21 protein-coding genes and 1 other RNA gene are annotated in these 24972 nt (G+C 38.7%); 14 read left to right on the top strand and 8 right to left on the bottom strand.

Going from position 1 to position 24972, the window contains the following annotated elements:
* Positions 1–70 precede the first annotated feature (70 nt).
* Positions 71–736: an HAD family hydrolase gene (locus B3139_RS08295; RefSeq protein ID WP_293881777.1), complete on the top strand. Its 666-nt coding sequence runs from the start codon at positions 71–73 to the stop codon at positions 734–736.
* Between the two features lie 147 nt (positions 737–883).
* On the opposite strand, the gene B3139_RS08290 is transcribed toward B3139_RS08295, so the two are convergent.
* Together B3139_RS08290 and rnpB are read right to left on the bottom strand one after the other, a co-directional pair.
* Positions 884–2275, bottom strand: coding sequence for a sigma-54-dependent transcriptional regulator (locus B3139_RS08290; protein ID WP_293881775.1), 1392 nt, complete (start codon positions 2273–2275; stop codon positions 884–886).
* Positions 2276–2342: 67 nt separating this feature from the next.
* An RNA gene (gene rnpB, locus B3139_RS08285) (RNase P RNA component class A) lies at positions 2343–2721 on the bottom strand.
* Between the two features lie 157 nt (positions 2722–2878).
* On the opposite strand from rnpB, the gene B3139_RS08280 reads away from it, so the two are divergent.
* Positions 2879–3895 (top strand): helix-turn-helix transcriptional regulator, encoded by a 1017-nt coding sequence (locus B3139_RS08280; protein ID WP_293881773.1) that lies wholly within the window; start codon positions 2879–2881, stop codon positions 3893–3895.
* A 106-nt stretch (positions 3896–4001) separates the two neighbouring features.
* On the opposite strand, the gene B3139_RS08275 is transcribed toward B3139_RS08280, so the two are convergent.
* From B3139_RS08275 to argS, 3 genes are read right to left on the bottom strand one after another with little or no spacing between them, the layout of a single operon-like run.
* Positions 4002–5192, bottom strand: a complete 1191-nt coding sequence (locus tag B3139_RS08275) for an NAD(P)/FAD-dependent oxidoreductase (protein WP_293881837.1) — start codon at positions 5190–5192, stop codon at positions 4002–4004.
* A 16-nt stretch (positions 5193–5208) separates the two neighbouring features.
* Positions 5209–6288, bottom strand: coding sequence for an oxidoreductase (locus B3139_RS08270; protein WP_293881771.1), 1080 nt, complete (start codon positions 6286–6288; stop codon positions 5209–5211).
* 1 nt (position 6289) lies between these two features.
* Positions 6290–8074 (bottom strand): arginine--tRNA ligase, encoded by a 1785-nt coding sequence (argS, locus tag B3139_RS08265; RefSeq protein ID WP_293881769.1) that lies wholly within the window; start codon positions 8072–8074, stop codon positions 6290–6292.
* Positions 8075–8182: 108 nt separating this feature from the next.
* Between argS and B3139_RS08260 the strand changes: the two genes are divergently transcribed.
* Both B3139_RS08260 and B3139_RS08255 read left to right on the top strand, forming a co-directional pair.
* Positions 8183–9574, top strand: coding sequence for an arginine decarboxylase (locus B3139_RS08260; RefSeq protein ID WP_121123983.1), 1392 nt, complete (start codon positions 8183–8185; stop codon positions 9572–9574).
* A gap of 250 nt (positions 9575–9824) precedes the next feature.
* The gene (locus B3139_RS08255; RefSeq protein ID WP_293881765.1) at positions 9825–9986 is read left to right on the top strand and encodes a hypothetical protein; all 162 of its coding nucleotides are present in this window, start codon (positions 9825–9827) and stop codon (positions 9984–9986) included.
* Between the two features lie 88 nt (positions 9987–10074).
* Here B3139_RS08255 and B3139_RS08250 read toward each other — a convergent pair whose 3' ends face one another.
* Positions 10075–10578 (bottom strand): thioredoxin family protein, encoded by a 504-nt coding sequence (locus tag B3139_RS08250; RefSeq protein ID WP_293881763.1) that lies wholly within the window; start codon positions 10576–10578, stop codon positions 10075–10077.
* Positions 10579–11033: 455 nt separating this feature from the next.
* On the opposite strand from B3139_RS08250, the gene B3139_RS08245 reads away from it, so the two are divergent.
* From B3139_RS08245 to B3139_RS08235, 3 genes are read left to right on the top strand one after another with little or no spacing between them, the layout of a single operon-like run.
* Positions 11034–12611: a glycerol-3-phosphate dehydrogenase/oxidase gene (locus B3139_RS08245; protein ID WP_293881761.1), complete on the top strand. Its 1578-nt coding sequence runs from the start codon at positions 11034–11036 to the stop codon at positions 12609–12611.
* 26 nt (positions 12612–12637) lie between these two features.
* A complete protein-coding gene (gene glpK, locus B3139_RS08240; protein WP_293881759.1) occupies positions 12638–14137 on the top strand; it encodes a glycerol kinase GlpK in 1500 nt (499 codons plus the stop codon).
* A 9-nt stretch (positions 14138–14146) separates the two neighbouring features.
* Positions 14147–14887: an MIP/aquaporin family protein gene (locus B3139_RS08235; RefSeq protein WP_293881757.1), complete on the top strand. Its 741-nt coding sequence runs from the start codon at positions 14147–14149 to the stop codon at positions 14885–14887.
* Between the two features lie 57 nt (positions 14888–14944).
* Here the strand turns inward: B3139_RS08235 and B3139_RS08230 are convergent, their stop codons facing one another.
* On the bottom strand, positions 14945–15904 hold the full coding sequence (locus tag B3139_RS08230; protein ID WP_209576006.1) for a GNAT family N-acetyltransferase: 960 nt from the start codon (positions 15902–15904) through the stop codon (positions 14945–14947).
* 5 nt (positions 15905–15909) lie between these two features.
* Positions 15910–16743, bottom strand: a complete 834-nt coding sequence (locus B3139_RS08225) for a 1-acyl-sn-glycerol-3-phosphate acyltransferase (protein WP_293881753.1) — start codon at positions 16741–16743, stop codon at positions 15910–15912.
* Positions 16744–16994: 251 nt separating this feature from the next.
* On the opposite strand from B3139_RS08225, the gene B3139_RS08220 reads away from it, so the two are divergent.
* The 7 genes from B3139_RS08220 (at position 16995) to B3139_RS08190 (ending at position 24871) form a co-directional block, all read left to right on the top strand.
* The gene (locus tag B3139_RS08220) at positions 16995–17657 is read left to right on the top strand and encodes a CBS domain-containing protein (protein ID WP_293881751.1); all 663 of its coding nucleotides are present in this window, start codon (positions 16995–16997) and stop codon (positions 17655–17657) included.
* Positions 17658–17706: 49 nt separating this feature from the next.
* The gene (locus B3139_RS08215; protein ID WP_209576012.1) at positions 17707–18591 is read left to right on the top strand and encodes an NAD kinase; all 885 of its coding nucleotides are present in this window, start codon (positions 17707–17709) and stop codon (positions 18589–18591) included.
* Positions 18592–18898: 307 nt separating this feature from the next.
* Positions 18899–19636 (top strand): isoprenyl transferase, encoded by a 738-nt coding sequence (locus tag B3139_RS08210; protein WP_293881749.1) that lies wholly within the window; start codon positions 18899–18901, stop codon positions 19634–19636.
* A 113-nt stretch (positions 19637–19749) separates the two neighbouring features.
* A complete protein-coding gene (gene bamA / locus B3139_RS08205) occupies positions 19750–22314 on the top strand; it encodes an outer membrane protein assembly factor BamA (RefSeq protein ID WP_209576016.1) in 2565 nt (854 codons plus the stop codon).
* Between the two features lie 347 nt (positions 22315–22661).
* Positions 22662–23195: an OmpH family outer membrane protein gene (locus B3139_RS08200; protein ID WP_209576018.1), complete on the top strand. Its 534-nt coding sequence runs from the start codon at positions 22662–22664 to the stop codon at positions 23193–23195.
* Positions 23196–23298: 103 nt separating this feature from the next.
* On the top strand, positions 23299–23868 hold the full coding sequence (locus B3139_RS08195) for an OmpH family outer membrane protein (RefSeq protein WP_209576020.1): 570 nt from the start codon (positions 23299–23301) through the stop codon (positions 23866–23868).
* A 328-nt stretch (positions 23869–24196) separates the two neighbouring features.
* Positions 24197–24871 (top strand): TetR/AcrR family transcriptional regulator, encoded by a 675-nt coding sequence (locus tag B3139_RS08190; RefSeq protein ID WP_293881742.1) that lies wholly within the window; start codon positions 24197–24199, stop codon positions 24869–24871.
* Positions 24872–24972: the final 101 nt, after the last annotated feature.

Here is a 24972-nt window from a genome sequence, read left to right as displayed (position 1 = left end):
ATGAAAATATTTACCAGAATATGAATGTGTGTAATCCGCCGAAGCAAGGCAATTATTGTATATTAGCCCAATGACAGAATACGCAGCGATATTTGACATGGACGGTGTTATAAGTCACACCAATCCTTTCCACGCACAAGCCTTTAGAGCTTTTTTTAAAAACCACAATGTACAACAAGCTACAGAGGAGGAATTTGAACAGCACATGTATGGTAAGCACAATAGTTATATTATGCAACATTTCTTTAAACGTCCAATTTCTTCTGAAGAACTGCGCACGCTTGAATTTGAAAAAGAGCAGCTTTTTAGGGTAATTTACAAAGACCATGTAGCACCTATCAAGGGGTTAATTGAATTTTTAACAGCCTTAAAAGAAAAAGGTTTTAAGCTTGCTGTAGCGACATCTGCTCCCCGGGAGAACATGGATTTAATTCTAGACGAATTGAATATACGGCACCTATTCTCTTCCACACTAAGCAGCGAAGACGTGAAATTACATAAACCTCATCCTGAAGTTTACCTAAAATCGGCAGAAAATCTTCAAATTTCAACCGACCGCTGTATCGTTTTTGAAGATTCTTTTTCCGGTATTACTGCAGCTAAAAATGCTAATATGAAAGTTGTAGCCGTACTTTCAACGCATAAAAAAGAAGAATTACCGGCAAGCAATGATTATATCAATAATTATACGGAAATATCAGTTGCGAATGTTGAAGCTATTTTAAAAACACAGTAGCCAGAACTTTACGGCACAATTCCCAAATTGCTGTTGATGTATAAAAAAAGAGATTCCTTGAGGAATCTCTTTTTTTTTGTGTCGATTGTCCAGTTTGCCCTAAAAAATCATGGACAGCTAATGGATAACTAAAATTTTATTCGGCTATTAATCTCTTTTCAGACCGAACTTTTCTATTTTACTATAAAGATGACTACGTTGAATATCTAAATCATCCGCTGTCTTGGAGACGTTCCAATTATTTTTTTCCAACTTATATTTTATAAATTCTTTCTCAGCATGATCCTTGTAATCTTGGAATGAATCAAAGGAGTCCATATCTAATCCATAATTTGTTGTACCTTTTTCATGGGCTACACCATTTACCGGTTCGCGCGAAGGATTGGCAAAGGCAATGACATCTTTGTCGGTAATAGACTTGTCGCTCAAAATAATTAAACGTTCAATCATATTTCTTAACTCGCGAATATTGCCCGTCCAAGGAAGATGGCTTAACTCTTTCATGGCTGCAGCAGTGATATCCTTAACGGGAATTCCGTACTCCATACAGATCTCTTCGCAGAAATTAGTAGATAATAAAGGAATATCATCAACGCGATCAACTAATGCAGGTACATGGATCAATATAACAGAAAGACGGTGATATAAGTCCATTCTGAAATTACCATCTTCAATTTCTTTCAATAAGTCCTTATTGGTCGCAGCAACCACACGTACATTGACATCAATTTCTTTATCGCCCCCCACTCTCGTAATTTTATGTTCCTGTAGCGCTCTTAATACTTTTGCCTGCGCCGAAAGGCTCATATCACCAATCTCATCTAAAAACAATGTTCCGCCACTAGCTTGTTCAAATTTTCCAATACGTTGCTTAATAGCCGATGTGAAAGATCCTTTTTCGTGACCAAATAGCTCTGATTCAATTAATTCAGAAGGGATTGCCGCACAGTTCACTTCGATTAATGGGCCTTGTGCGCGATTTGATTTCTCATGTAACCAACGCGCAACCAATTCTTTTCCCGAACCATTCGCACCAGTAATCAATACGCGAGCCTCAGTTGGTGCAACACGGTCAATTGTTTCCTTAATACGTTTGATAGCCCCAGATTCACCTAATATATCTTTCGTTTTCGAACTGCTAACTTTTCGTTTCAGGACTTTAGTTTCCGTGACTAGGGAACTTTTATCCAATGCATTTCGAACCGTGATCAATAACCTATTTAGGTCCAGTGGCTTTTCTAAAAAGTCAAATGCTCCTTTTTTCGCAGCTTCAACAGCGGTTTCAATCGTACCATGTCCGGAGATCATTATGAAGGGAATATCGGGACTGCTTTGGTGGGCATCCGCCAACACTTCCATCCCATCCATCGTATTCATCTTGATATCACACAGAACAAGATCTATTTTTTCCTTTTTTAGAATATCTAATCCATCCCGGCCATTGTCGACATCTAAAATCGTATAATCTTCATATTCCAAGATATCACGCAACGAACTTCTGATGGCGCGCTCATCATCAATGATTAAAATCGTACTCATAAATAGAGAATTATGCTATTTTTTCAATTATGAAAATCAATATAAGTTTTTTTTGGCAATTAGCGAAAAAGAAGCAAACCTTGTAAGCCGGGTTCTGTAGACCACCGAAGTGGAATTTCTATCATTTATCTAGATTTGCCATCGCTGACAAACTCAATCAACCTACCCATTACGAATTCCAATACATTGAAAGAAGACGAGCAGCCTTCGATTTTCGCAACCTATTTGGTCTTTCAACACACGAGGTTTACCGTAATGCATGTCACCATACAAGACCGTAAGCTCTTACCTTACGTTTTCACCCTTACTCCGAAAAGCGGTATATTTTCTGTGGCACTTTCTGTCTACTATTTCCATAGCAGCCTTCCCGTTAGGAAGCGTGTCGCTCTATGTTGCCCGGACTTTCCTCTCCTCTCAAAAAGAGCAGCGATAGAACCAGTTTGCTTCTGCGCAAAAGTAGCTATTTTACTCGGATAAAACTGAAATTCTTTTCAATTTCGAAAAGACCACAAATTATTTAACTTGTGTTGCAAAATCTACGCAGCCATATTGCGTAGATAAAAGAAAGTTTTCGTATTTTCAGCTGACCAAAGGAAATCGAACATGGCACTTAATAAACTTGCGCTTATACGCTATAGAACAATTGATCAATGTCTCCGTTTGCGACATCGAAAATGGACGTTAGAAGACCTTATGGAAAAAGTCGCAGATGCACTCTATGAATTTGAAGGAATCAAAAATGGAATAAGTAAACGAACGATACAAGGCGACATTCAACTCATGCGGAGCAATAAGCTCGGCTACAATGCACCTATTGTGGTTTTGCATCGCAAATTTTATACCTATGAAGATCCTAATTACAGCATTAGTAATTCTCCTATTTCTGTCGGAGATATGCAAAAAATGAAGGAGGCTGTGGAAGTATTGAAGCATGTGAGCGGTTTCTCAAGCTTTGATGAAATGAGCGATATCGTTGCACGGCTCGAAGATAGTATCCATACCAAAAAGGACAACTCACCATCGATTATACAAATGGAAAGCAACAATCTGCTGAAGGGTCTTTCCTTTATCAATCCATTGCATCAAGCCATTCGGGAGAAAATCCCGCTACTCATAAGCTACCAGTCGTTCAAAGCGAAACAACAGCAAGACCTTGTCTTCTCCCCCTATCTTCTAAAAGAGTATCGTAATCGGTGGTTTCTAATTGGTCATCATAAAAAGAATGAAGGGTTGATGACGCTAGCACTTGATCGCATAAATTCTGTAGAAGAAATGGGCAAAAATTCATATAAAGAATATAACGGTGTAGATTTTGAACGCTATTTTTCGGATACCATTGGCGTTACTAAATCACACAAAGACCGTGGACATCGCGTAATATTACTTGTCAATGCAAAAAATGCGCCTTATGTGACAACAAAACCCATACATTCTTCCCAGCAAATTTTGAATAAAAAGGAAGACGGATCGATTTTGATTCGCCTCGATGTTGTACTTAATTTTGAGCTGGAAAGAGAAATTTTAGGTTTTGGCGAATCCGTTAAGGTGCTCTCACCAAAAAGTCTTCAAACTCGAATAAAGCAGCGCTTGGGAGCTGCCATACAACACTATACCCAATAATCTGTAGACAGGCATTTGCATTAAAAAATGTATAGTATTTCAGTCCATTCTCCCGGTTAGGCGATTTTTCCAGAATAGATGGGAACAATTGCCACCTTCACAAAGGCTAAATATGTTGAGCGATGGCATAACCACTAGCCCAAGCCCATTGGAAGTTATAACCGCCCAGCCATCCGGTAATATCCACAGTTTCTCCTCCGAAATAAAGACCATTAACTTTTTTTGACATGAGCGTCTTGGGATGAAGTTCCGCTGTCGATACTCCGCCTCGCATGACCTCAGCTTTATCATAACCCTTATCTCCCGCAGGTTTTACCTTAAAGTGATGAATTGTATCAACAATCAATTTCGCATCAGCTTTACTAAGGGAGGCAATTTTGGTATCCAATACCAGGAATTTTCCAAGCGCATCAACCAATTTCCTAGTGAAGTGATCGTTTAACAATTGGGAGACAAGTCTTTTTCCACCGTATTGGCGCTCCTGTTTAATCAAATTTTCCAAATTAAAATTAGGTAACAAATCAATTGTAATCTCCATTCCAGGTCTCCAATAACTTGAAATTTGAAGAATTGCGGGTCCGCTTAATCCCCAGTGCGTAAAGAGAATGTTTTCTTCAAAAGACATTCCGTCAACAGATACCTTTGAGAATACCGCATTTCCAGCCAAAGAACTATACCAATCAGCATCTTTTCCTGTTATGGTTAAAGGTACCAATGCTGGAGCGGTTCCAACTACATTCAGACCAAACTGTTTCGCTACACGTAATCCGAAATCTGAAGCACCAAGCTTTTGCACCGGTAAACCCCCAGAAGCAATAATCAATTTATGTGCATAATACCGTACATCACCTCTTGTATTTTCTGCCGCAACCTCAAAACCATTGTCCTTTTTTTCTACGGCCTTCACCAATGTATTTAATGCGACATGCTGACCTGTGTGCTGTAAAATTTCAGAAAATACAGCGACGATATCTTTTGCTTTATTTGTTACTGGAAACAACTGCCCCAAAGTCTTCTCCTGGCCAATAATACCATAACCTTCAAAAAAAGTAATGGTATCCTCCACGCTCCATTGTTTGAATACACTGTATAAAAAATCTGGATTTTCAGAAATAAAATTGGCGGGGCTGGTACCCGTATTGGTATAATTACAGCGCCCACCTCCTGAAATCAATATCTTCGCACCAACTTTATCGTTTCGTTCAATAACTAAAGTCTTCTTTCCGATTAGCCCTGCTTGCGCAGCGCACATCAAACCACAGGCCCCAGCCCCAATAATGATCGCATCGTAGGTTATACTCACAGTAACAGATCTAATAAGCAATCAATGTGTCGTCAACAGAAATCACCCTCCGCTCCAATTGACTCTGATATGCTAATTCAATAATTTTAATAACGTCTCGGGCTTGTTCCGGCGATGCAATTAAGGATGTTTTCCCTAATATATTATCGACAACATTTTGATAAAAATCGGGGTAAGAACCAACTTCTGAAGGAATAATTTCTTCAATATCTTTACCTGCTTCTACAATATTCAATTTACCATATAGGCTTGGATCCTCTCTTCCCCAATCGGGATCTTCATCTGGGAATTTACCTTCACGCAGTAAGGCTTCCTGTGGATCAATCCCATGCTTTACAAAATTTCCATTCATACCGAATATACGATAACGCGGAGTAGGTTCCTTTGCAAGCATAGAACCTTTTAGAGACACCCTTAACTGATCATAGTACAATAGGCAATCGAAATTATCGATAGTCTTCGCGTGATCTCGTTGGATGGCCAAATCTGCAAAAACAGCATTCGGCTTTCCAAATAACTGTAAAGCCTGGTCGATGAGATGAGGTCCTAGGTCATAAAATATTCCGGAACCTGGCAAATTTTCCTCGCGCCAAGCATTAGGTCGCAGGTAGTTTCGAAAACGATCAAAGCGAGATTCAAGATTTACAATCCGTCCCAATCTTCCACTTTTGATTAGTTTTTCAACTGTGCGATAGTCTGAGTTGAACCTTAAATTATGGTAGGGAGCCAAGGTCAGATTGTTCTGCTTTGCCAACGCAATCAGCTCATCTGCCTGATCTACGCTATTTGTAAACGGCTTTTCAACTACGACATGTTTTCCTGCTTCCAATGCACGCTTAGCAAAAGGATAATGCATTTCATTGGAGGTTGCGATTACGACTAGATCAATTGTTGGATCATCGAAGATATCATTTGCAGACAAGGCAATTTCCGCCTGCGGATAGCGTTCCTTAAGCAAACTCTGCTGATCAGCTTTGCGCGCTGTCACCTTGACAAGATCCAGTTCCACAATCGAACGCATCACGGGGGCATGAAAAACTTGGCCTGAAATTCCAAAACCAATAAGTCCTACGCGAATTTTCTTCATCATATTACATTCTTTCAGGCACTTGGATACCCAATAAATTCATTCCTTTTGCAATAACCTTCGCTGCGGAAGCAGATAAGTGCAATCTAAAGTTTTTGACATCATAATCTTCCGCTTTCAAGATGGTTTCTTCATGATAAAACTTATTGTAAACCTTGGCTACTTCATAAATATAATTTGCCAATTGGGCAGGACTGAATTCTTGTGCAGAGGCTTCAATAGTCTCCGGAAATGCTCCAAGTTGCTGAATCAAATCACGTTCGTAAGAAGAGATCGTTGCCGGTACAGAAACCGCACTGTCAAAATCGAATTCAGCTTTACTTAAAACAGATTTGATACGTGCATGTGTATATTGAATAAACGGCCCTGTATGCCCTTGAAAATCGACAGACTCATTGGGATCAAATAAGAGTCGTTTTTTGGGATCTACCTTTAATAGAAAATATTTAAGTGCGCCCATTCCAATCGTATCATAAAGAACGGCTTTTGATGCTTCGTCCAATCCTTCCGTCTTTCCAAGCTCCTCAGTCCGCTCCTGCGCAGTTTTAAGCATCTCAGCCATCAAATCATCCGCATCAACAACTGTTCCTTCCCTTGATTTCATTTTACCGGATGGAAGATCGACCATTCCATAAGACAAGTGGAACAAACCTTCAGCCCAAGCTTTACCAAGTTTTTTTAAGATTAAGAACAATACCTTGAAGTGATAATCCTGTTCGTTACCAACAACATATATAGATTCACTCATTTTGAACTCATCATACTTTAATTGAGCTGTCCCCAAATCTTGCGTGATATAGACAGAAGTACCGTCGCCACGAAGCACCAGCTTCTGATCCAATCCTTCGTCTGTTAGATCAATCCAAACGGAGTTATCTTCTTTCTTGAAGAAAACACCTTTGTCCAAACCTTCTTGGATAATATCTTTACCTAACAAGTAGGTATTGGATTCATAATAATATTTGTCGAAATCGACGCCCAATTGTTTGTAGGTCTTTTCAAATCCAGCATACACCCAGCTGTTCATGGTTTTCCAAAGTGAGATTACCTCTTCATTACCGCCCTCCCATTGTTGTAACATCGCTTGTGCTTCCTTCATTAGAGGTGCATTTTTCTTTGCTTCATCTTCGGTTTGCCCTTCAGCCTTCAATACCTCGATCTCCTTTTTATATTCTTTGTCAAACACAACGTAATATTTTCCGACGAGGTGGTCTCCCTTCATCCCGGTAGATTCAGGCGTTTCACCGGCACCAAATTTCTGCCAGGCCAACATCGATTTACAGATATGGATACCACGGTCATTCACCAAATTCGCTTTGATCACCTCATAACCATAGGCTTTCAGAATTTCGGCTACGGAGTATCCTAATAAATTATTCCGAATGTGGCCTAAGTGCAGCGGTTTATTCGTATTGGGAGAAGAGTACTCCACCATCAGTTTTTTTCCATTTGCAGGAAATACGCCAAAGTCTTTCGCGGTGATGGTCTGGTTCAACAACGTTATCCAGTAAGCATCAGAAAGGACAATATTCAAAAACCCTTTGATCACATTGAAATCCGATATTTCAGCAATATGTTGTTGCAAATAGGCTCCAATTTCATTTCCAGTTTGTTCCGGAGAAGATTTCGAAAAGCGTGTTACTGGAAAAGTTACGATTGTAATTTGTCCTTCAAACTCCTTTCGAGTCGCTTGTAAAGCAATTTGATTTTCTAAAATATCTGCATTGTAAAGCTCTTTTACTGCCTGTACAGTGACTTCAACAAGTCGCTTTTGAATAGAATTTGCCATTTAATGATTTTGTAAATTTTACAACTTCCTGATAGTGAATTGGAAATAAATAACATTCCTTATTTAGGTATTCACCATTAAAGTATATCTTTGCAAAAATAATAAAAAATGCAGAGCTATCAGGAATTTCTTGACTTAAGTGTTGGTTTTCCCCAAGACGGATTCGAAATCATCGACGACGAATTGTATTTCCACGATTTGAATTTAATGGAAATGATAGAAACGTACGGTACGCCGCTACGTTTTACTTATTTGCCGATCGTCAGCAAAAAAATTCAGCAAGCGAAAATCCTTTTTCAGACCGCAATTCTGAAACATAACTATCGCGGATCTTACAAATATTGTTATTGTACCAAATCATCCCATTTCAAGCACATTGTAGAAGAAGCCTTGAAAAATGATATCCACCTAGAAACTTCGTCTGCATTTGATATGCCGATGATCGATTCATTGGAAAGACAAGGTACCGTAACAAAGGACATTACAGTCATCTGTAATGGATTCAAAACGTATCAGTATAAACAGTATATTGTGGATATGATCCATGATGGATATACGAACATTATACCTGTACTAGATAACAAAGAAGAGTTTAACCTTTACGACGATGAAATCGAACTGGACGAGCCTTGTGCTTTAGGAATCCGCGTTGCATCCGAAGAGCAACCAGACTCTCAATTTTATACCTCTCGTTTAGGAATCCGTCAGGAAGATGTTATCGATTTCTATAATAACAAAATCGTTGACAATCCAAACTTTAAAGTCAAGCTGCTTCACTTTTTCATCAATTCAGGTATTTCGGACACTCCATACTACTGGAATGAACTGGAAAAATACGTCACATTGTATTGCAAATTCAAAAAAGTAAACCCAGACTTAGATACGTTGGATATCGGTGGCGGTATGCCGTTTAAGGATTCACTGGTGCACGACTTTGACTACGAATACATGGTCAATGAAATTGTGAACCGAATCAAACAAATCTGCGCGCACCACGAGGTAATGGAACCCGATATTATTACCGAATTCGGTAAATACACCGTTGCTGAAGCTTCAGGGATTCTTTACAAGGTACTCGGCCGCAAGCAACAAAACGACCGTGAACGCTGGTTTATGATTGATGGCTCATTTATTACGAATTTACCGGATGTATGGGCATTGAATCAAAAATACATCCTCTTGCCGATCAACAACTGGGATTCGGAATATGAACGTGTCAATCTAGGTGGTATTACCTGCGATGGTCAGGATTATTATAATCAGGAAGCACATATGAATTCGGTATTTATGCCAAAGACACGCAAAGTACAATACCTTGGATTCTTTCATACAGGGGCCTATCAAGATGTGTTAAGTGGGTATGGAGGAATTCATCACTGCTTATTGCCTTCGCCTAAACATGTGCTCGTACGCCGCAATAGAGACGAAACATTCAACTACGAGGTTTTTGGTGAGGAACAAAACTCCAAACAAGTCATGAAGTTATTAGGCTATCAATAAGATGTTAAACCCAGAATACGCGCTCTTTTAATTGCCGGATGACAAATATCGTGCAGAGAAAGCGTGTTTTAAAGCACAAAAAAAAGGTCTCAATCTTAGGAAAGAGACTTTTTTATTTTTAGCCTGCCAAAGTATTCACCGTCAGACATGCCAAAATCAATACACCCGACAAACACAATGTCTATTAATGGAAATATTCAGTAAGCGGATACAAGAGCGGTAAACCAATTTCAGCATAAAAGAGAGTCTGATGATGGCCTTAGCGCTATCGTTGTTTTGGGTTGTCTTCGTACTGTGTTCGCACCACCTTCGCCCCATGAACAGTATCGCGACCACTATTGATCCTTCGAAGCAGGTACGAATCAAATATCCGAACGACTTCTTCATTTCGATCTTTCCTGCACAGGAATGACAAGTTTTAGGACGCAATCTTTGTGTTCGACTCGGTAGTTTATTGCGTAAAGAAAAGCCTCTTTCCGTATAGATATGGTATCAAAAATTTATTCCGCCACCCAAGCTGTCAAGAAATTAAGTACTTTTTCTTCATCATACCATTTTCCCTTTTCCAGGCTACCACTTTCCTGCACATGCAAAGTTTTTCCATTGCTATCTAAAACAATAAAAAATGGATAACCGAGTTTACTTCCCTCGGGAGCATACTTCTGAAAAACAGTCTCATTTTTATTTTCCTTCGAATAATTCAGGTGATAATAGAGAAAGCTATTCTTCAGCAACTTATCTACACTTTGCGTTTTGTGAATATAATCATTAAACCTCAAACACCAGACACACCAATTTCCCCCAGCTTGGATAATAATATTTTTCCTTTCTTGCTTGGCCTGAACTAATAACCGATTAATATCATCTTGCGCATCAGCATCTGGATTGTAAGGCTTTGAAAGCTGGTCTGTTGCCACATCTTGTTGTGCAGATGCATTAAACTGCAACACTAGGGTTCCGATAAATACAACAGCCCCACAAAGTATTAATCTTATCTTCCTCATCGTAATAAATTAAATAGTAAACTAAAATTACAAAATCATTTACCCAAACCAAAACATACAAGACCTATAATGGTTAAACATTATATAACTATTGACCATGCAGAAAAACATTTTGAATCACACAAGCCTGCATGTTGACAGCATCGTCAAACATGATCAACGCAGTACAGCTGCTGCCTTAAGTAATCAAATTCGGTCATGATCAAACCATCGAATAGGAACGAATAAAAAAAGCTTATTGATGTTGCCTATCGAACTTTTGGCGGAAAGGGAAAAGCTTTCTTAATTAAAATCAAAACAATAAAAAACAAAACAAAATAAAAACAAACATCATATCTTAACATAAATATTATGTAATTTCTTTTAAAATTTGATGAATATACCATAACTTAGTATTGAGGAAGGGAAAACAAAGCAGCAACAAAGTTCACCATAAAACTCCAAAACGAAACAAAATGAAACACCAAGAATTCAAAAGGTCAAAACTGATAGAAAAAATAAGAGATACGAGCACATGGGATGTTATCGTAATAGGTGGTGGAGCGAGTGGATTAGGTGTTGCATTAGATGCTTTAAGCCGCGGATTCAAAACAATTTTGCTGGAACAGGTTGATTTTGCAAAAGGCACTTCGAGCAAAGCGACCAAACTCGTTCATGGCGGTGTACGCTATTTAGCTCAAGGTGATATTAGTCTGGTTAAAGAAGCACTTCACGAAAGAGGTCTACTACAAAAAAACGCTCCTCATCTGGTGAAAAACCAATCATTTATTATACCCAACTACAATTGGTTTGAAGGTCCATTCTATACCATTGGAATGAAAATATATGATCTTCTTGCCGGTAAATTAAGTTTAGGAAAATCCATTCATATTAATAAAAAAGAAACACTGCATCGCATAAGTACGGTTAGACCTAAAGGTTTATATGGCGGAGTAGTTTATCAAGATGGACAATTTGATGATTCAAGACTTGCTCTCAATGTAGCACAGACTTGTATACAAATGGGTGGTGTTGCCCTAAATTATGTGAGGGTGAATAATCTCACTAAGGATAAGAACGGACGAATAAACGGTGTTATCGCCAATGATACCGAAACCGGCGAAGTGTTTACCATACAAGGGAAGGCGATTATTAATGCTACCGGCATATTTGTCGATGATATCTTAAAAATGGACAGGCCCGAGGCTAAGCAAATGGTACGTCCCAGCCAAGGTGTCCACCTTGTTTTTGACAAATCTTTCCTCCCTGGAGATGACGCTATTATGATTCCAAAAACAGATGACGGACGCGTGCTTTTCCTTGTACCCTGGCACAACCGCATTATCGTAGGAACAACAGATACGCCGATCGATGAACATAGCCTTGAACCTATAGCATTGGAACAGGAGATTGATTTTATTTTAAAAACTGCAGGTCGCTACTTAATAAAACAGCCCACAAGAGCAGATGCTTTGGCTGTATTCGCTGGTCTTAGGCCGCTTGCCGCACCTACTGGTAATTCCAATAAAACCAAAGAAATATCACGAAGCCATAAGGTTATCGTCAGCGACTCCAAATTACTCACGTTAACAGGCGGAAAGTGGACAACATTCCGGCGAATGGGGCAAGATACAATCGACAATGCGATAAAAATTGGCTGCCTACCGCAAAAGGAAAGCCGGTCGGCCACACAAAAGATTTATAGCGCCATTCCGACATCAGACAGAAGCAATCACCTATATATTTATGGCGCCGACCAAGAAGCCATCAATGCATTGGCACAAGAAAAACCTGAATGGAACGAAAAATTAATAACACAGCTTGAATTCAAAAAAGCAGAGGTTGTTTGGGCGGCACGCAATGAACTTGCCAGAACTGTGGAAGATGTGCTATCCCGACGTGTCCGCATGCTGTTTCTTGACGCTAAAGCCGCCATGGAAGCGGCTCCCGAAGTTGCTAAAATACTAGCTCAGGAGCTGGAAAAGGATGAAGATTGGCAAAACCATCAAGTAGAAAGTTTTCGTAAAGTTGCACAGAATTATATCTTAAAATAATAAAAAATAACCACCAACACTTAATTATGGAACAGCAATACATCTTGGCAATGGATCAAGGTACTACGAGCTCCAGAGCCATCATTTTTGATAAGGACAGAAATATCGTATCCATTGCGCAGAAGGAATTCACGCAAATATTCCCACAACCAGGATGGGTCGAACACGACCCTCATGAGATCTGGTCAACACAAGCAGGCGTTACCGCAGAGGCAACCACTAAGGCAGGATTAAATGGCAAAAATATTGCAGCCATTGGCATTACCAACCAACGCGAAACTGTGGTCGTTTGGGATAAAGAGACCGGAAAACCAATTTATAATGCCATCGTTTGGCAAGATAAACGAACAACGGATTATTGTGACGAATTGCGCAAGTCCAAAAAACATGAAATAATTCAGGAAAAAACCGGTCTGATATTGGATCCATACTTTTCTGCGACCAAAATAAAATGGATTCTGGATCACGTCGAAGGTGCCCGTGATAAAGCGCAAAAAGGGGAATTAATCTGTGGAACGATCGACACTTGGCTCGTATGGAACCTGACTCGCGGTGATGTCCACATCACTGACGTAACGAATGCTTCCCGTACCTTACTCTTCAACATCCATAGCATGGAATGGGACAAGGAACTGCTCGAACTATTTGACATCCCCCCCGCCATGCTTCCCAAAGTAAAAGAAAGCAGCGAAATATATGGCGAATCCCGGACAACCATTTTTGCTCATAAAGTCAAGATAGCTGGAATTGCCGGCGATCAGCAGGCTGCACTATTTGGTCAGCAATGTATCGAGAAAGGAATGGTCAAAAATACGTACGGAACGGGATGCTTTATGTTAATGAATATTGGCGATAAACCAATTCGTTCAAAGAATAACCTTTTAACAACCGTTGCCTGGAAAATTAACGGAAAAACAGAATATGCCTTGGAAGGAAGCATATTTATCGGCGGCGCACTGGTTCAATGGTTACGCGACAATCTTAACATTATCTATAAATCGGCCGACGTTGAACAACTGGCACTTACAGAAAAAGATAATGGTGGCGTCACCTTTATTCCCACCTTTGCAGGATTGGGAGCTCCATACTGGAACGCCCGTGCACAAGGCACTTTATTTGGACTTACGCGCGCAACGACCAACGGCCATATCGCACGCGCCTCACTAGAAGCAATCTCCCTACAGACTCGTGATGTCCTCCGGGCAATGGAAGCCGATAGCGGCATACCAATCAAAGAATTACGTGTAGATGGCGGTGCAACAGCAAATAATCTACTCATGCAAATCCAGGCCAATATACTCAATAGCAACGTGGTACGCCCTAAAATTACGGAAACAACGGCTTTGGGCGCGGCATACTTGGCGGGACTAGCTGTGGGCTATTGGAAAGACGCGCAGGAAATATCAAAGTTTTGGGCACAGGATCGTATATTTGAACCCGAAACAGAGCAGGAAGAGCAGACAAACAAGATCATTAAACTCTGGACCAAGGGAGTTAAAGCATTACAGTACTGGACCGAACACTAACCCACAAGCATGAACCATTATTTAGCAGAATTTATCGGCACAACACTCCTAGTACTTTTAGGGAACGGAGTTGTCGCCAACGTTATATTGAAAGGTACAAAAGGGGAAAATGGAGGATGGATTGTAATCACCACGGCATGGGCGCTTGCAGTTTACGTGGGGGTAGTATTTGCCGGACCCTATACCGGTGCGCATCTCAACCCTGCAGTAACAATTGCTGTCGCTCTCAATCATGGGCTCCCATGGATCGAAGTACCTGGCTATATTCTCGCCCAAATTGCCGGCGGCTTCTGTGGCGCCATGTTAACCTACGCCATGCACAAAGATCACTTCGATGCTACGGCAGATGCCACCACCAAACTCGGTGTTTTTGCCACTATACCGAACATACGAAATACTTCAACAAACCTGGTGAGTGAAATCATCGGAACCTTTGTGTTAATTTTTGCAATTTTCTTCATTACAGGCCAAGAGATTACCATCAATGAAAAAACTGAGCCCATCGGTATGGGTTCCCTTGGTGCTATTCCTGTCGCTTTTGTCGTTTGGGCCATCGGTCTATCATTAGGTGGTACTACAGGGTATGCCATAAATCCTGCCCGTGATCTCGGTCCGCGTCTATTTCATGCGCTTTGGCCAATTAAAGGAAAAGGCAGCTCGGACTGGTCATATGCATGGATTCCTATCGTGGGCCCCATCTTAGGCGCTATTTTAGCTTTTGGGCTCTATATCTGTATAAAACCTGCCTAGTCAGCGTATTTTATAACAGCTAAAAGGGGATTCAATTTATGAATCCCCTTTTGCTTTTTATCCGCGTTTAGGCTTTCGATGACCGTATTCACGGTCCCGCTCAAACGTATTCATATGACGTTCCTTCTTGCCAGGATATACATCGTCTATTACAATTAAGATACCTTTTTCCTCCACTGTACCAAATTCGTTATTACGTGCTGTACCAAAAGATTTCATGGTTGGCGAAAGGTTCATATACGTATTGATGAGCGGTGGAATATTCTCTCCCAATGCCCTTACACGACTGTTGAGCACTTTATATCCCTCCCTATAATCCAATCCATCAAAAATACCGATAAAACGATCGTAATCGTTCTTTATTTCCAATGCAGGAAGGGGTAGCACCAAGTTATCGTGATCCGGGAAATAATAATCCATAAAGTAAAGCAGCATATCACGTGCATCTTTATTGTAATGCGGATACATTGTTACCTTACCGAAGAGATATTTTATTTCCGGATTAAGCATAACCAAGGCTCCTAAACCGTCCCACAAGTTATCTAATGAAAAAATTCCTTTTCGATTATCTATGGCGGGTTGATATTTAGGTTGAACAAAAGAGCGCCCCAATTCTATGGTGTAGGGCAAATACTCACGTGCGAACAAATCAGAAAACTGAAAATAATGCGCTGTTGACAAATTGGGCACACCATCTACCTCTCCTGCGTCAGCACATTTGATGACACGATAACCAGCAACTACTTCCTCATCTTCGGGATTCCACGCGATCAACTGATCGTAGCAATCTTCGCAGGTATCATTTTCATCAATGTCAATTGAAAGTCCTGTACCTCCGCCTGCCCCACGAAAAGTCAACTCCCGTAGACGCCCAATTTCCCGCATGACATTTGGCGAATTATGATAGTTGATTAAATATATCTCGTTATTTCCATTGTTGGTATATCGTAAGAAAACGTCTTTATTCAATTCGGTCTTCAATAATGCTTTATCAACTGGAGGTATAATTTCTTGCATAAATTCTATTTTTCTTGAGCCAATCCATAAACCCTTCTTTTCACTTCCTCAGCCCAAGTTTTTTCGTTTTTTGATTGATCAAACGCTGTATAAGGGATTCTTTCTCCTACTATAATATTGACGGTATGTCCACGTTGAGCAAACATTTCATCAGGTAAATATAACATTTCAATGTTTACCTTAAGACCTATTTTCTGTCTAAGCCTTGCAAAATTATAAAAAAACTTAGAGTTTTTACCGTCTATTAACACTGGAATGACATCTTTTTTATATTTTTTTGCTTTACTGATGAAACTTTTCTTCCATTCAAGATCCTCAATATGCCCATCTTTTTGTTTTCTGGAAACTAAACCAGCCGGAAATACCAGTAGCGCGTCATCTGCACCATATGCCTCTTCAATCGCTGTAATAGCCTGTTTTCCCTGTCCTCCGAGCTTGTTTACACCCACAAAAAGAGGTCTCAAATTGCCTATATTTAGCAGAATATCATTCACTAAAAATTTGACGTCACGCCGCTGCTTACCAATAGCATTCATAAATGCGATACCGTCCAATCCTCCCAAAGGATGATTGGATGCAAAAATTACAGGATCCGATGCTGGAATATTTTCCGCACCGTATAAATTGACCTTTACATCCAGATCATTGATCAGAGCATCAACAAAATCCAATCCCTGAAGATCTGCAAAGCGCGTCATAATATCATTTATCTCATCTTCATGAATTGTCCTTTTTAAATAATTCATTAAAAAAGACGGAATCCATTTAGCAAGCCCCGCGTTCTTTTTGTGAATAACTTCACGTATATCAATAAATTTTTTATTCTCGCTTGTGGTCATCAATCCTATTTTTCTGATTAGAAATTACATCCTTAGAAAGGCTTCTAACCAAGCCTTTCTCAATTCGCTGACAAAAATAATAACAGAACGGTAATAAAAGTACAATTTTAAACTTTAAAAATGTACTTATTTGCAATTATGCAATCTGTCCTTTTGCCTGAGTTTTTGAAGTGCTAGAGCGACTCAAAGAATTAAGCAGAAATCTCATCCTGAAAATTTCTTTTGACCTAGTTTTTTTATTAAGTTTGGATATGCTAATAGGTCAATTTCTTTCAAACGCAGATTTCAGTATTCAAAATGCTGATTCAATACAACAGGCGCTCGAAAAGCTCCAGGATATGCTTTGTAAAGAATTAATTGTTTTAAATGGAGACGAATATATTGGCTTAGTCAATGAAACCATTTTATTGGAAGCCGAAGACGAGGAGGCATTGCTTTCTTCCATCCCCATAAATACAGTTCCAATACAGTTAAAGTTTAATCAACATCCTTATGATGCCCTGGTGATGATGACTGTGTACAATAGCACAATTATTCCTATTTTGGACCAGGACAACAAATATATTGGAGTTTGTACGCAGTTAGATATTTTAAAAGCAATCAGTTTGATTCAATCACAAAATGAATCGGGCGCAATTATTGTCTTAGCAATCGGACTACATGATTTTTCATTGTCTCAAATTGCGCATCTCGTGGAAAGTGATAATTGCAGAATTCTCAATTGTGCTACCAAAATAAATTTGGACAACGATAATATTGAAGTTACGCTAAAAATAGACAAATCAAATATTGGCACCTTGCTCAATTCATTTCTGCGGCATAACTACTTAATTTTGGAAACTCACAATACGATTGCAGCCTTCGATGACACTGCCGACCGCTATCAGCAGCTCATGAATTACATCAACATATAATTAGAATTATTTTTTTCTCATCTTTGCCCCCATTAAAATTGAAAACAATATGAGAATCGCAATATATGGAAGAGAGTTTCAACCCTCTGTTATAACACATGTGAAACACTTATTTGAATATCTTGTTGATAAAAATATTGAAATTTGGGTGTATGAACCATTTCATAAATTTCTCATCACACAGTTTGAATGTGATTTTAACTTCTCCACATACACTACGTACCAAGAAATTAAAGGCTGTATCGACATTATGCTGAGTTTGGGTGGTGATGGAACAATGTTGTCTGCCGTTTCACTAATAAAAGATTCTGGAATTCCAATCGCTGGAATGAATTTTGGTCGACTTGGTTTCTTAGCTTCAATCAATAAAAACGATTTTGAAGACTCTTTGGATGACATTCTTAACCAGCGTTATAGTGTACAAAAGCGCGTATTGCTTTCTGTCGAATCCGAGCAGACAAATTTGTTCCAAGGTAATCACTACGCACTGAACGATATTACGGTATTTCGTTACGATAGCTCGGCTATGATTACCGTAAATGCCCGCATTAACGGTGAATGGCTTAATTCATATTGGGCGGATGGACTGATTATCGCTACACCTACCGGCTCCACGGCGTATTCTCTGAGTTGTGGCGGGCCTATTATTATGCCCGAAAGCGGTAATTTCGTGATTACCCCTATTTCACCTCACAATCTCAATGTTAGACCGATTGTCATTTCCAATCAGTTTACCCTAGAGTTAGAAATAGAAAGCCGTAGCAATCAATATATTCTGAGCTGTGATTCGAAAAATGAGTCTATTGATACATCCGTAAAATTAACGATTAAGCAGGCTCCATTTACGATTAATCTTATTAGACTTCCCCATGAAAGCTTTTTCAGCACATTGCGAGAAAAATTACTTTGGGGGATTGATGTCAGGAACTACTAAGCTATTGCTAGGTTCAAACTAGCTTGCGCTAGTTGAAAAAAAGCACCAAAACTGATTGCCCAAGATATTTCAATTAATCTTTATATATATTGTACTTCTGAATTTCCAATTAAAAATCGATATTTGGAAGAAATAAAGGACGGTAGAATGATCAAATTCCGATGAGAAATCCGCATGAAATCATTCATTCGATGAAAAGTTTAATAAACACTAATCATTGATAGGAATACAGAAAACCGAGAATAGGTTTTAAGACGCCGAAACAGCATGACCGGCTAAGGTGTTAATTTTATTGAAAACAGCAAAAATGAGTTTTTTAGATCAGATAGATAATATTAAGTTGCCACAGCATATCGCCATCATCATGGATGGAAATGGCCGCTGGGCAAAACAGAAAGGAAAACTTCGTGTTTTTGGGCACCAAAATGGCGTAAAAGCAGTGAGAGAAGCTTTAGAGGGATGTGTACAAGCCAATATTAAATTTCTGACACTTTATGCATTTTCTGCAGAAAACTGGAATAGACCTAAACTTGAAGTAATGGCTCTTATGGAGCTATTGGTTTCTTCACTCAAAAAAGAAATCAAAACTTTTCAGGAAAATGGGGTTCGCTTGAATGTCATTGGCGACATTAGCAAACTACCTTCACATGCACAAAAAAAGCTTCAAGAGACCATAGCAGCGACGAAAGAAAATAAACACTGTACGTTGACGCTAGCATTGAGCTACAGTTCCCGCCAAGAGATCGTGGATGCTACTCGAAATCTAGCACAACAAGTAAAAGATGGACTACTCACTATAGATGAAATTGACGATGACTTATTTACTTCAAACCTCTATACGCAAAACCTTCCAGACCCTGATCTGCTCATACGCACAAGTGGAGAATTGAGAATTAGCAACTTTTTACTTTGGCAAATTGCTTACTCAGAACTGTGCTTCTTAGATAAGATGTGGCCTGAGTTTACTAAAGAGGATTTATACAAATCGATTGTAGACTACCAACAACGCGAAAGAAGGTTTGGAAAAACAAGTGAGCAGTTATAAATGATTTTATTAAATTTGTCCACTGATTTGAAGAAAACAAGCTGGTTAAATTTTCTTAATTAACAAAAATTAACAAACGATTGGTGTACTTTAGCGCCAATAATTATAGATAAATGAAGCGTATACTACCCGTAATACTATTTTTTGGTCTCTCATCAATGCAACTCGTCTACGGACAGGACAAAGGTGCGTTCAATTTAAATGACCCAGAAAAAATCAGCTATCTCAATCCTAAAAACTATGTAATTAGTGCAATTGATATAACTGGAACACAATTTTTAGATAAAAATGTATTAATTACCATATCTAAATTGTCGGTAGGTCAATATTTGGAAGTTCCAAGTGAGGCAACTGCAAAAGTAGTGAAGGATATGATGGCTCAAGGCCTCTTTGATGATGTCGAATTATGGGCAGATAAAATTGAAGGTGAAAATATATTTTTAACCATTCGTGTAGTAGAACGTCCCCGTTTAACTCGAATTGACATCAATGGCTTAAGTAAAAGTCAAACCGAAGAAGTCCGCAAACGTTTAAATAGCAACACAGGCAAAATTGTCAATGAAAATTTGATGAATACTACGCGTGCTACCATTCAGCGTTTTCTGAAAGAAAAAGCCTATTTATATCCAGAGATTACGTTGAAGACGGTAAAAGACTCGGCACAGGCTAATAATGAAATACTTATTGCCGATGTAGATAAAAAACATAAGGTTAGAGTCAAAAAAATGACTTTTACGGGAAATGAGCATTTCTCTCAGAAAGAGTTGAGAAAAATGGCCAAACCTATCAAACAAAAAATGTGGTACCGTATTTTTGGCCCAGGAAAATTCAAGGAAGAAAAATACAAAGAAGGTAAAGAAAACCTGATCAAAAAAATGGCTGACAAAGGATATCGTGATGCGACTATCCTAAAAGATACTGTTATTCGTGAGGGTGAGAAAAATGTGTTGGTGAATTTTGACATTTACGAAGGTCCTAAATATTATGTAGGTAATATTGTCTGGACAGGTAACGCTAAATATTCTGATACCTTACTTAACAAAATTTTAGGGATCAAACGTGGCGATGTATTTTCAGAAGAAAAATTAACCGCAAAATTGATGGGCCCCACAAAAAATAGTGATGACATCTCTTCCATCTATATGAACGATGGTTATCTTACTTTTTCGGTAGACCCGGAACAAACCCGTATTTACAACGACACGATCGATTTGAATTTGCGCGTCTATGAGGGGGCTCAATATACGATCAACAATGTTATTGTCAAAGGTAATGATGTTACCAATGACCGTGTTGTATTACGTTCAATTTACACAAAACCAGGTCAAAAGTTCTCAAAAGAACAAATTATGCGGAGTGTGCGCGAAATTGCGCAGCTGGGAAATTTTGATGAACAAAAAACCAATCCGGTACCCACCAATTTAAACTATGCAGAGGGTACGGTGGACATTGTATATAACGTAACAGAAAAACCTTCGGATCAGGTAGAACTTTCTGGTGGTTATGGTGCAGGTCAGATTATCGGAACCTTAGGTTTAACCTTCAATAACTTCTCTACCAGCAATTTCTTTGACAAAAGTTCATGGAAACCGTTGCCACGTGGGGATGGGCAGAAATTGAGTGTACGTGGCCAAACTTCGGGCAAACGCTATCAATCGTATAGCTTCTCGTTCTCAGAACCTTGGCTAGGTGGCAAAAAACCAATTTATTTTGGTTTGAGTGCCTATACGTCAAGCTCATCGTATGGAGGGTTTAACTACTATACTGGCGAACAAATTGTAAAAGATTCAGAGTTAAACCGCATCTGGATGACAGGTGTTACGGCTACTTTAGGTAAACGCTTGCAATGGCCAGACAACTGGTTCCAGGCAAATACTTCTTTGTCATTCCAGCGCTATAAGCTACAAAACTATGGAAATTACTTCCTGTTTGATAATGGTACAGCCTATAATATCAACTTGACACAAGAATTCAGCCGCAACTCAATCGATGCTCCTATCTATCCTACTTCGGGCTCGAACATCAAATTTTCGGTGCAATTGACCCCTCCATATTCATTGTTCAATAACATTGACTATAAAAATGGTTCCGCACAAGAACGCTACCGTTGGACTGAATATCACAAATGGAAATTTGATTCGCAGTGGTATGCAAAAATTGTTGGTAAACTTGTTTTCAAAGCACAAGCGCAATTTGGTTTCTTGGGTAAATATTCGAGCAAAACTGAAATATCAACTTTCGAGCGTTTCAAAGTGGGTGGCGACGGTATGCAAGGGTTTGATTACTTACAAGGGTCGGAAATTGTTGCATTACGTGGTTATGCAAATGGCGTAATCATTCCTGAAGGGACACAAAATGTGAATGTAGCACGAAATTCAGGTAGTCCAATTTATACAAAATATCAAATGGAGTTACGTCATCCAGTTATGTTAAATGACCAAGCGACTGTCTACGTCTTGGCATTTGCTGAAGCCGCAAATACGTGGAACAAGTTCACCGAATATAATCCATTTAAAGTACGCCGCTCTGCGGGTGTAGGTGCTCGAATCTTCTTACCTATCTTTGGTATGTTGGGAATAGACTATGGACATGCATTCGATCCTATTCCTGGTTTGCCGAGCAGTACATGGAAACAAAACTTTACATTTAGTATCATGCAAAATATGGGCGGTTTCTAGTCCTTGTTGATTCCAAGCTATTGGGACATAAAGTTTAAAAAAGCTATCGCAAGAAATTGTAGATAGCTTTTTTGCTTTAAAACGTTTTCCTCAAAATCATGCCTTGCGTTAGCACTGAAAAGAAAACCATGCCAACATTGGGAGAACAATGATCGGTCGATTGGCCAACAAGTTAAATAGTGTTAAACCTGACAAATATCTATTAGATTGCTTCTTTTTTCTTATTTTTGAGCGTTAAATTTATGTAGAACGATTTTATCGAATTAAACTTTTGGAATTATCAAAAGTCATAAGGTAAATTAGTGTTAAACAATTAAACGTATAGTCTATAAAAACTTACAGGAAATATGAAAAAATTATTGTTAGTTATAGCTTTTGTAGTCGTTAGTGCTACAGCGACATTTGCCCAACAAATTGCATATGCTGATTCAGAATATATCTTAAAACATATTCCTGAATATACAACCGCGCAAAAGCAGCTGGATGATCTGTCTAAACAATGGCAAGAAGAAGTTGATCAGAAGTATGCGGAAATCGAAAAGCTCTATCAGGCGTATCAAAAAGATCAAGTTTTACTTAATGAAGACATGCGCCGCCGCCGTGAGGATGAAATCGTAACAAGAGAAAAAGAAGTAAAAGACTATCAAAAACAAAAGTTTGGATTTGAAGGCGACCTCTTTAAAAGAAGGGCACAATTAATGAAGCCTATTCAAGATCGTGTAGCAAAAGCTATCCAAGAAGTCGCTACTGCACAGGGTGTAGATTTTATTATGGATAAAGGTAATGAGTCAACTTTTCTTTATGCTAATCCAAAATTGAATAAAAGTAATGATGTCATTACAAAATTAGGGTATAAACCTAATCCTAGTCTTGCAAACTAAGCTGGAGTTTATTATCATTGTGAACACAAATAATATTAATAGTAATTAATTAAAAAACTAAAAGATTGCCATAGTGATGGCTCATTAGATTAAAATGAAAAGCATGAAAAATTTATTAAAGGGTGCGGTTGCTTTAGTGGCAGTATTTTTCTCAACTCAATTTGCAAATGCGCAACAAAAGATTGGTCATATCAACTTTGCAGAAATTATTCAATCTACATCTGAATTTAAAGCGGCTGAAGGGCAATTGAAAACATTGAGTGATGGTAAAACCAAAGAAATTCAAGATATGGTTACCATCTATCAAACAAAACAAAAAGATGCAAACGATAAATTGCGTAACAGAAGTGAAGCAAATAAAGAAACAGTTGATCCAGAAATCAACAAAATAGGTCAAGAATTGCAAGATATTCAAGCTCGTATTCAGACAGCTCAACAAGCTGCTCAAGAAGACCTAAATAAAAAAGAAGAAGAATTAATTGCTCCAATCCATAGAAAAGTTGGCGAAGCTGTAAATGCTGTTTCTAAAGAAAAAGGTATGGCTTATGTATTTGATATTTCAAGTACAAATATACCTTACTTCCAAGGTGGAGAAGATTTAACTGCTGCTGTAAAGACTAAATTAGGTATTTCAGCAACGGCAGCTCCTGCTGCTGCTCCAGCAAGAAAATAAGTTAGTATATAACTTGATACATAAAAAAAGGATCATCTGTATGGATGATCCTTTTTTTTATGTAACCTCCATTTCAATAAATCAAACCCAATTTTATTGTAATAGATCGTACAATTCCTCCAACATAGCTTTCCCTTGAGCCTAAAGAATATGATAAACTAAAAATCTCATACTTGATTTTCTTGCAATTACCAGCTAAATTTTGGATATTGTTCCAGAAAAACAAACATATCTACCCTAATGAAAACTTCGTGGTCCCAAATTTGTTCTTTAACAGACGAATAAGAGGTGCCCAAGAATGCTTCTTCGTTAATTTGATTTTATTCGCATGAAAAAGAAAGTAATTGAGGATAATCCTAAAAAAGAAAGAAAGGTGACTTCCGGTCCTATTCGTGACAAGGAACGCACCAAGGCTCGAATGATTGCAGCTGTCGGAAAGGTAATTCAGAAAAAAGGATATCACGCATTGAACGGGCCTAATATTGCTTTGGAATGTGGGCTGAACAAAGCACTAATATGGAATTATTTTGGTGGTCTTGATCAACTCGTGGAAGCTTACATGGCACAAAAAGACTTTTGGCAAATCGGAGATAAGGGAGTCTTAGAGCAAATGATCTCGAATCCGCGCTCCATCACTATCTCCTCGCTAGAAGAATTACTTAAATCTCAGTTTAACACCTTTTTAAAGGATAAAACGAAACAAAAAGTCATTCATTGGGGATTAGGCGAAAAGACCAAAGCGTTAAAAAACATTGCCGAAAGAAGAGAAATGCTTGGTGAAGAATTGTTTAAACACATAGACTCTAAGTTTGAAAATTCGGAAAACGACCTCCGGGCAACATTTGCTATTCTGTTGAGTTCCATTAACTATATGAGCCTACAAGCGAAATCGACAGGCAGTGCTTTTTTTGGTATCGATATCAATACCGAAGCAGGGAAACAACGGATTGAAAAAACCGTGCGCAAAATTTTAGAGCAGACCTTCGCTGATGTCCAGCTATAGACTAATCGGCTATAAATAAAGAAAACGTCCAAAGAGAATAATCATTTTTGGACGTTTTTCATTAGCACCCATAATCCTCATTTAAAATTTCAATAAAATAT

The sequence above is a fragment of the Sphingobacterium sp. UBA1498 genome (assembly GCF_002325125.1).
Classification (GTDB): Bacteria; Bacteroidota; Bacteroidia; order Sphingobacteriales; family Sphingobacteriaceae; genus Sphingobacterium.
The sequence above is the reverse complement of the archived record's forward strand: the minus strand, read 5'-3'. Positions and strand labels throughout refer to the sequence as shown.

What these genes read in the sequence shown, in the direction of transcription:
- B3139_RS08235 (WP_293881757.1), top strand. Translation starts at nt 14,147, where the DNA reads ATGAACCATTATTTAGCAGAATTTATCGGCACAACACTCCTAGTACTT.
- B3139_RS08250 (WP_293881763.1), bottom strand. Translation starts at nt 10,578, where the DNA reads ATGAGGAAGATAAGATTAATACTTTGTGGGGCTGTTGTATTTATCGGA.
- B3139_RS08270 (WP_293881771.1), bottom strand. Translation starts at nt 6,288, where the DNA reads ATGATGAAGAAAATTCGCGTAGGACTTATTGGTTTTGGAATTTCAGGC.
- B3139_RS08290 (WP_293881775.1), bottom strand. Translation starts at nt 2,275, where the DNA reads ATGAGTACGATTTTAATCATTGATGATGAGCGCGCCATCAGAAGTTCG.
- glpK (WP_293881759.1), top strand. Translation starts at nt 12,638, where the DNA reads ATGGAACAGCAATACATCTTGGCAATGGATCAAGGTACTACGAGCTCC.
- B3139_RS08200 (WP_209576018.1), top strand. Translation starts at nt 22,662, where the DNA reads ATGAAAAAATTATTGTTAGTTATAGCTTTTGTAGTCGTTAGTGCTACA.
- B3139_RS08295 (WP_293881777.1), top strand. Translation starts at nt 71, where the DNA reads ATGACAGAATACGCAGCGATATTTGACATGGACGGTGTTATAAGTCAC.
- B3139_RS08280 (WP_293881773.1), top strand. Translation starts at nt 2,879, where the DNA reads ATGGCACTTAATAAACTTGCGCTTATACGCTATAGAACAATTGATCAA.
- B3139_RS08260 (WP_121123983.1), top strand. Translation starts at nt 8,183, where the DNA reads ATGCAGAGCTATCAGGAATTTCTTGACTTAAGTGTTGGTTTTCCCCAA.
- B3139_RS08225 (WP_293881753.1), bottom strand. Translation starts at nt 16,743, where the DNA reads ATGACCACAAGCGAGAATAAAAAATTTATTGATATACGTGAAGTTATT.
- B3139_RS08215 (WP_209576012.1), top strand. Translation starts at nt 17,707, where the DNA reads ATGAGAATCGCAATATATGGAAGAGAGTTTCAACCCTCTGTTATAACA.
- B3139_RS08220 (WP_293881751.1), top strand. Translation starts at nt 16,995, where the DNA reads ATGCTAATAGGTCAATTTCTTTCAAACGCAGATTTCAGTATTCAAAAT.
- B3139_RS08230 (WP_209576006.1), bottom strand. Translation starts at nt 15,904, where the DNA reads ATGCAAGAAATTATACCTCCAGTTGATAAAGCATTATTGAAGACCGAA.
- bamA (WP_209576016.1), top strand. Translation starts at nt 19,750, where the DNA reads ATGAAGCGTATACTACCCGTAATACTATTTTTTGGTCTCTCATCAATG.
- B3139_RS08195 (WP_209576020.1), top strand. Translation starts at nt 23,299, where the DNA reads ATGAAAAATTTATTAAAGGGTGCGGTTGCTTTAGTGGCAGTATTTTTC.
- B3139_RS08245 (WP_293881761.1), top strand. Translation starts at nt 11,034, where the DNA reads ATGAAACACCAAGAATTCAAAAGGTCAAAACTGATAGAAAAAATAAGA.
- B3139_RS08255 (WP_293881765.1), top strand. Translation starts at nt 9,825, where the DNA reads ATGATGGCCTTAGCGCTATCGTTGTTTTGGGTTGTCTTCGTACTGTGT.
- B3139_RS08210 (WP_293881749.1), top strand. Translation starts at nt 18,899, where the DNA reads ATGAGTTTTTTAGATCAGATAGATAATATTAAGTTGCCACAGCATATC.
- B3139_RS08190 (WP_293881742.1), top strand. Translation starts at nt 24,197, where the DNA reads ATGAAAAAGAAAGTAATTGAGGATAATCCTAAAAAAGAAAGAAAGGTG.
- argS (WP_293881769.1), bottom strand. Translation starts at nt 8,074, where the DNA reads ATGGCAAATTCTATTCAAAAGCGACTTGTTGAAGTCACTGTACAGGCA.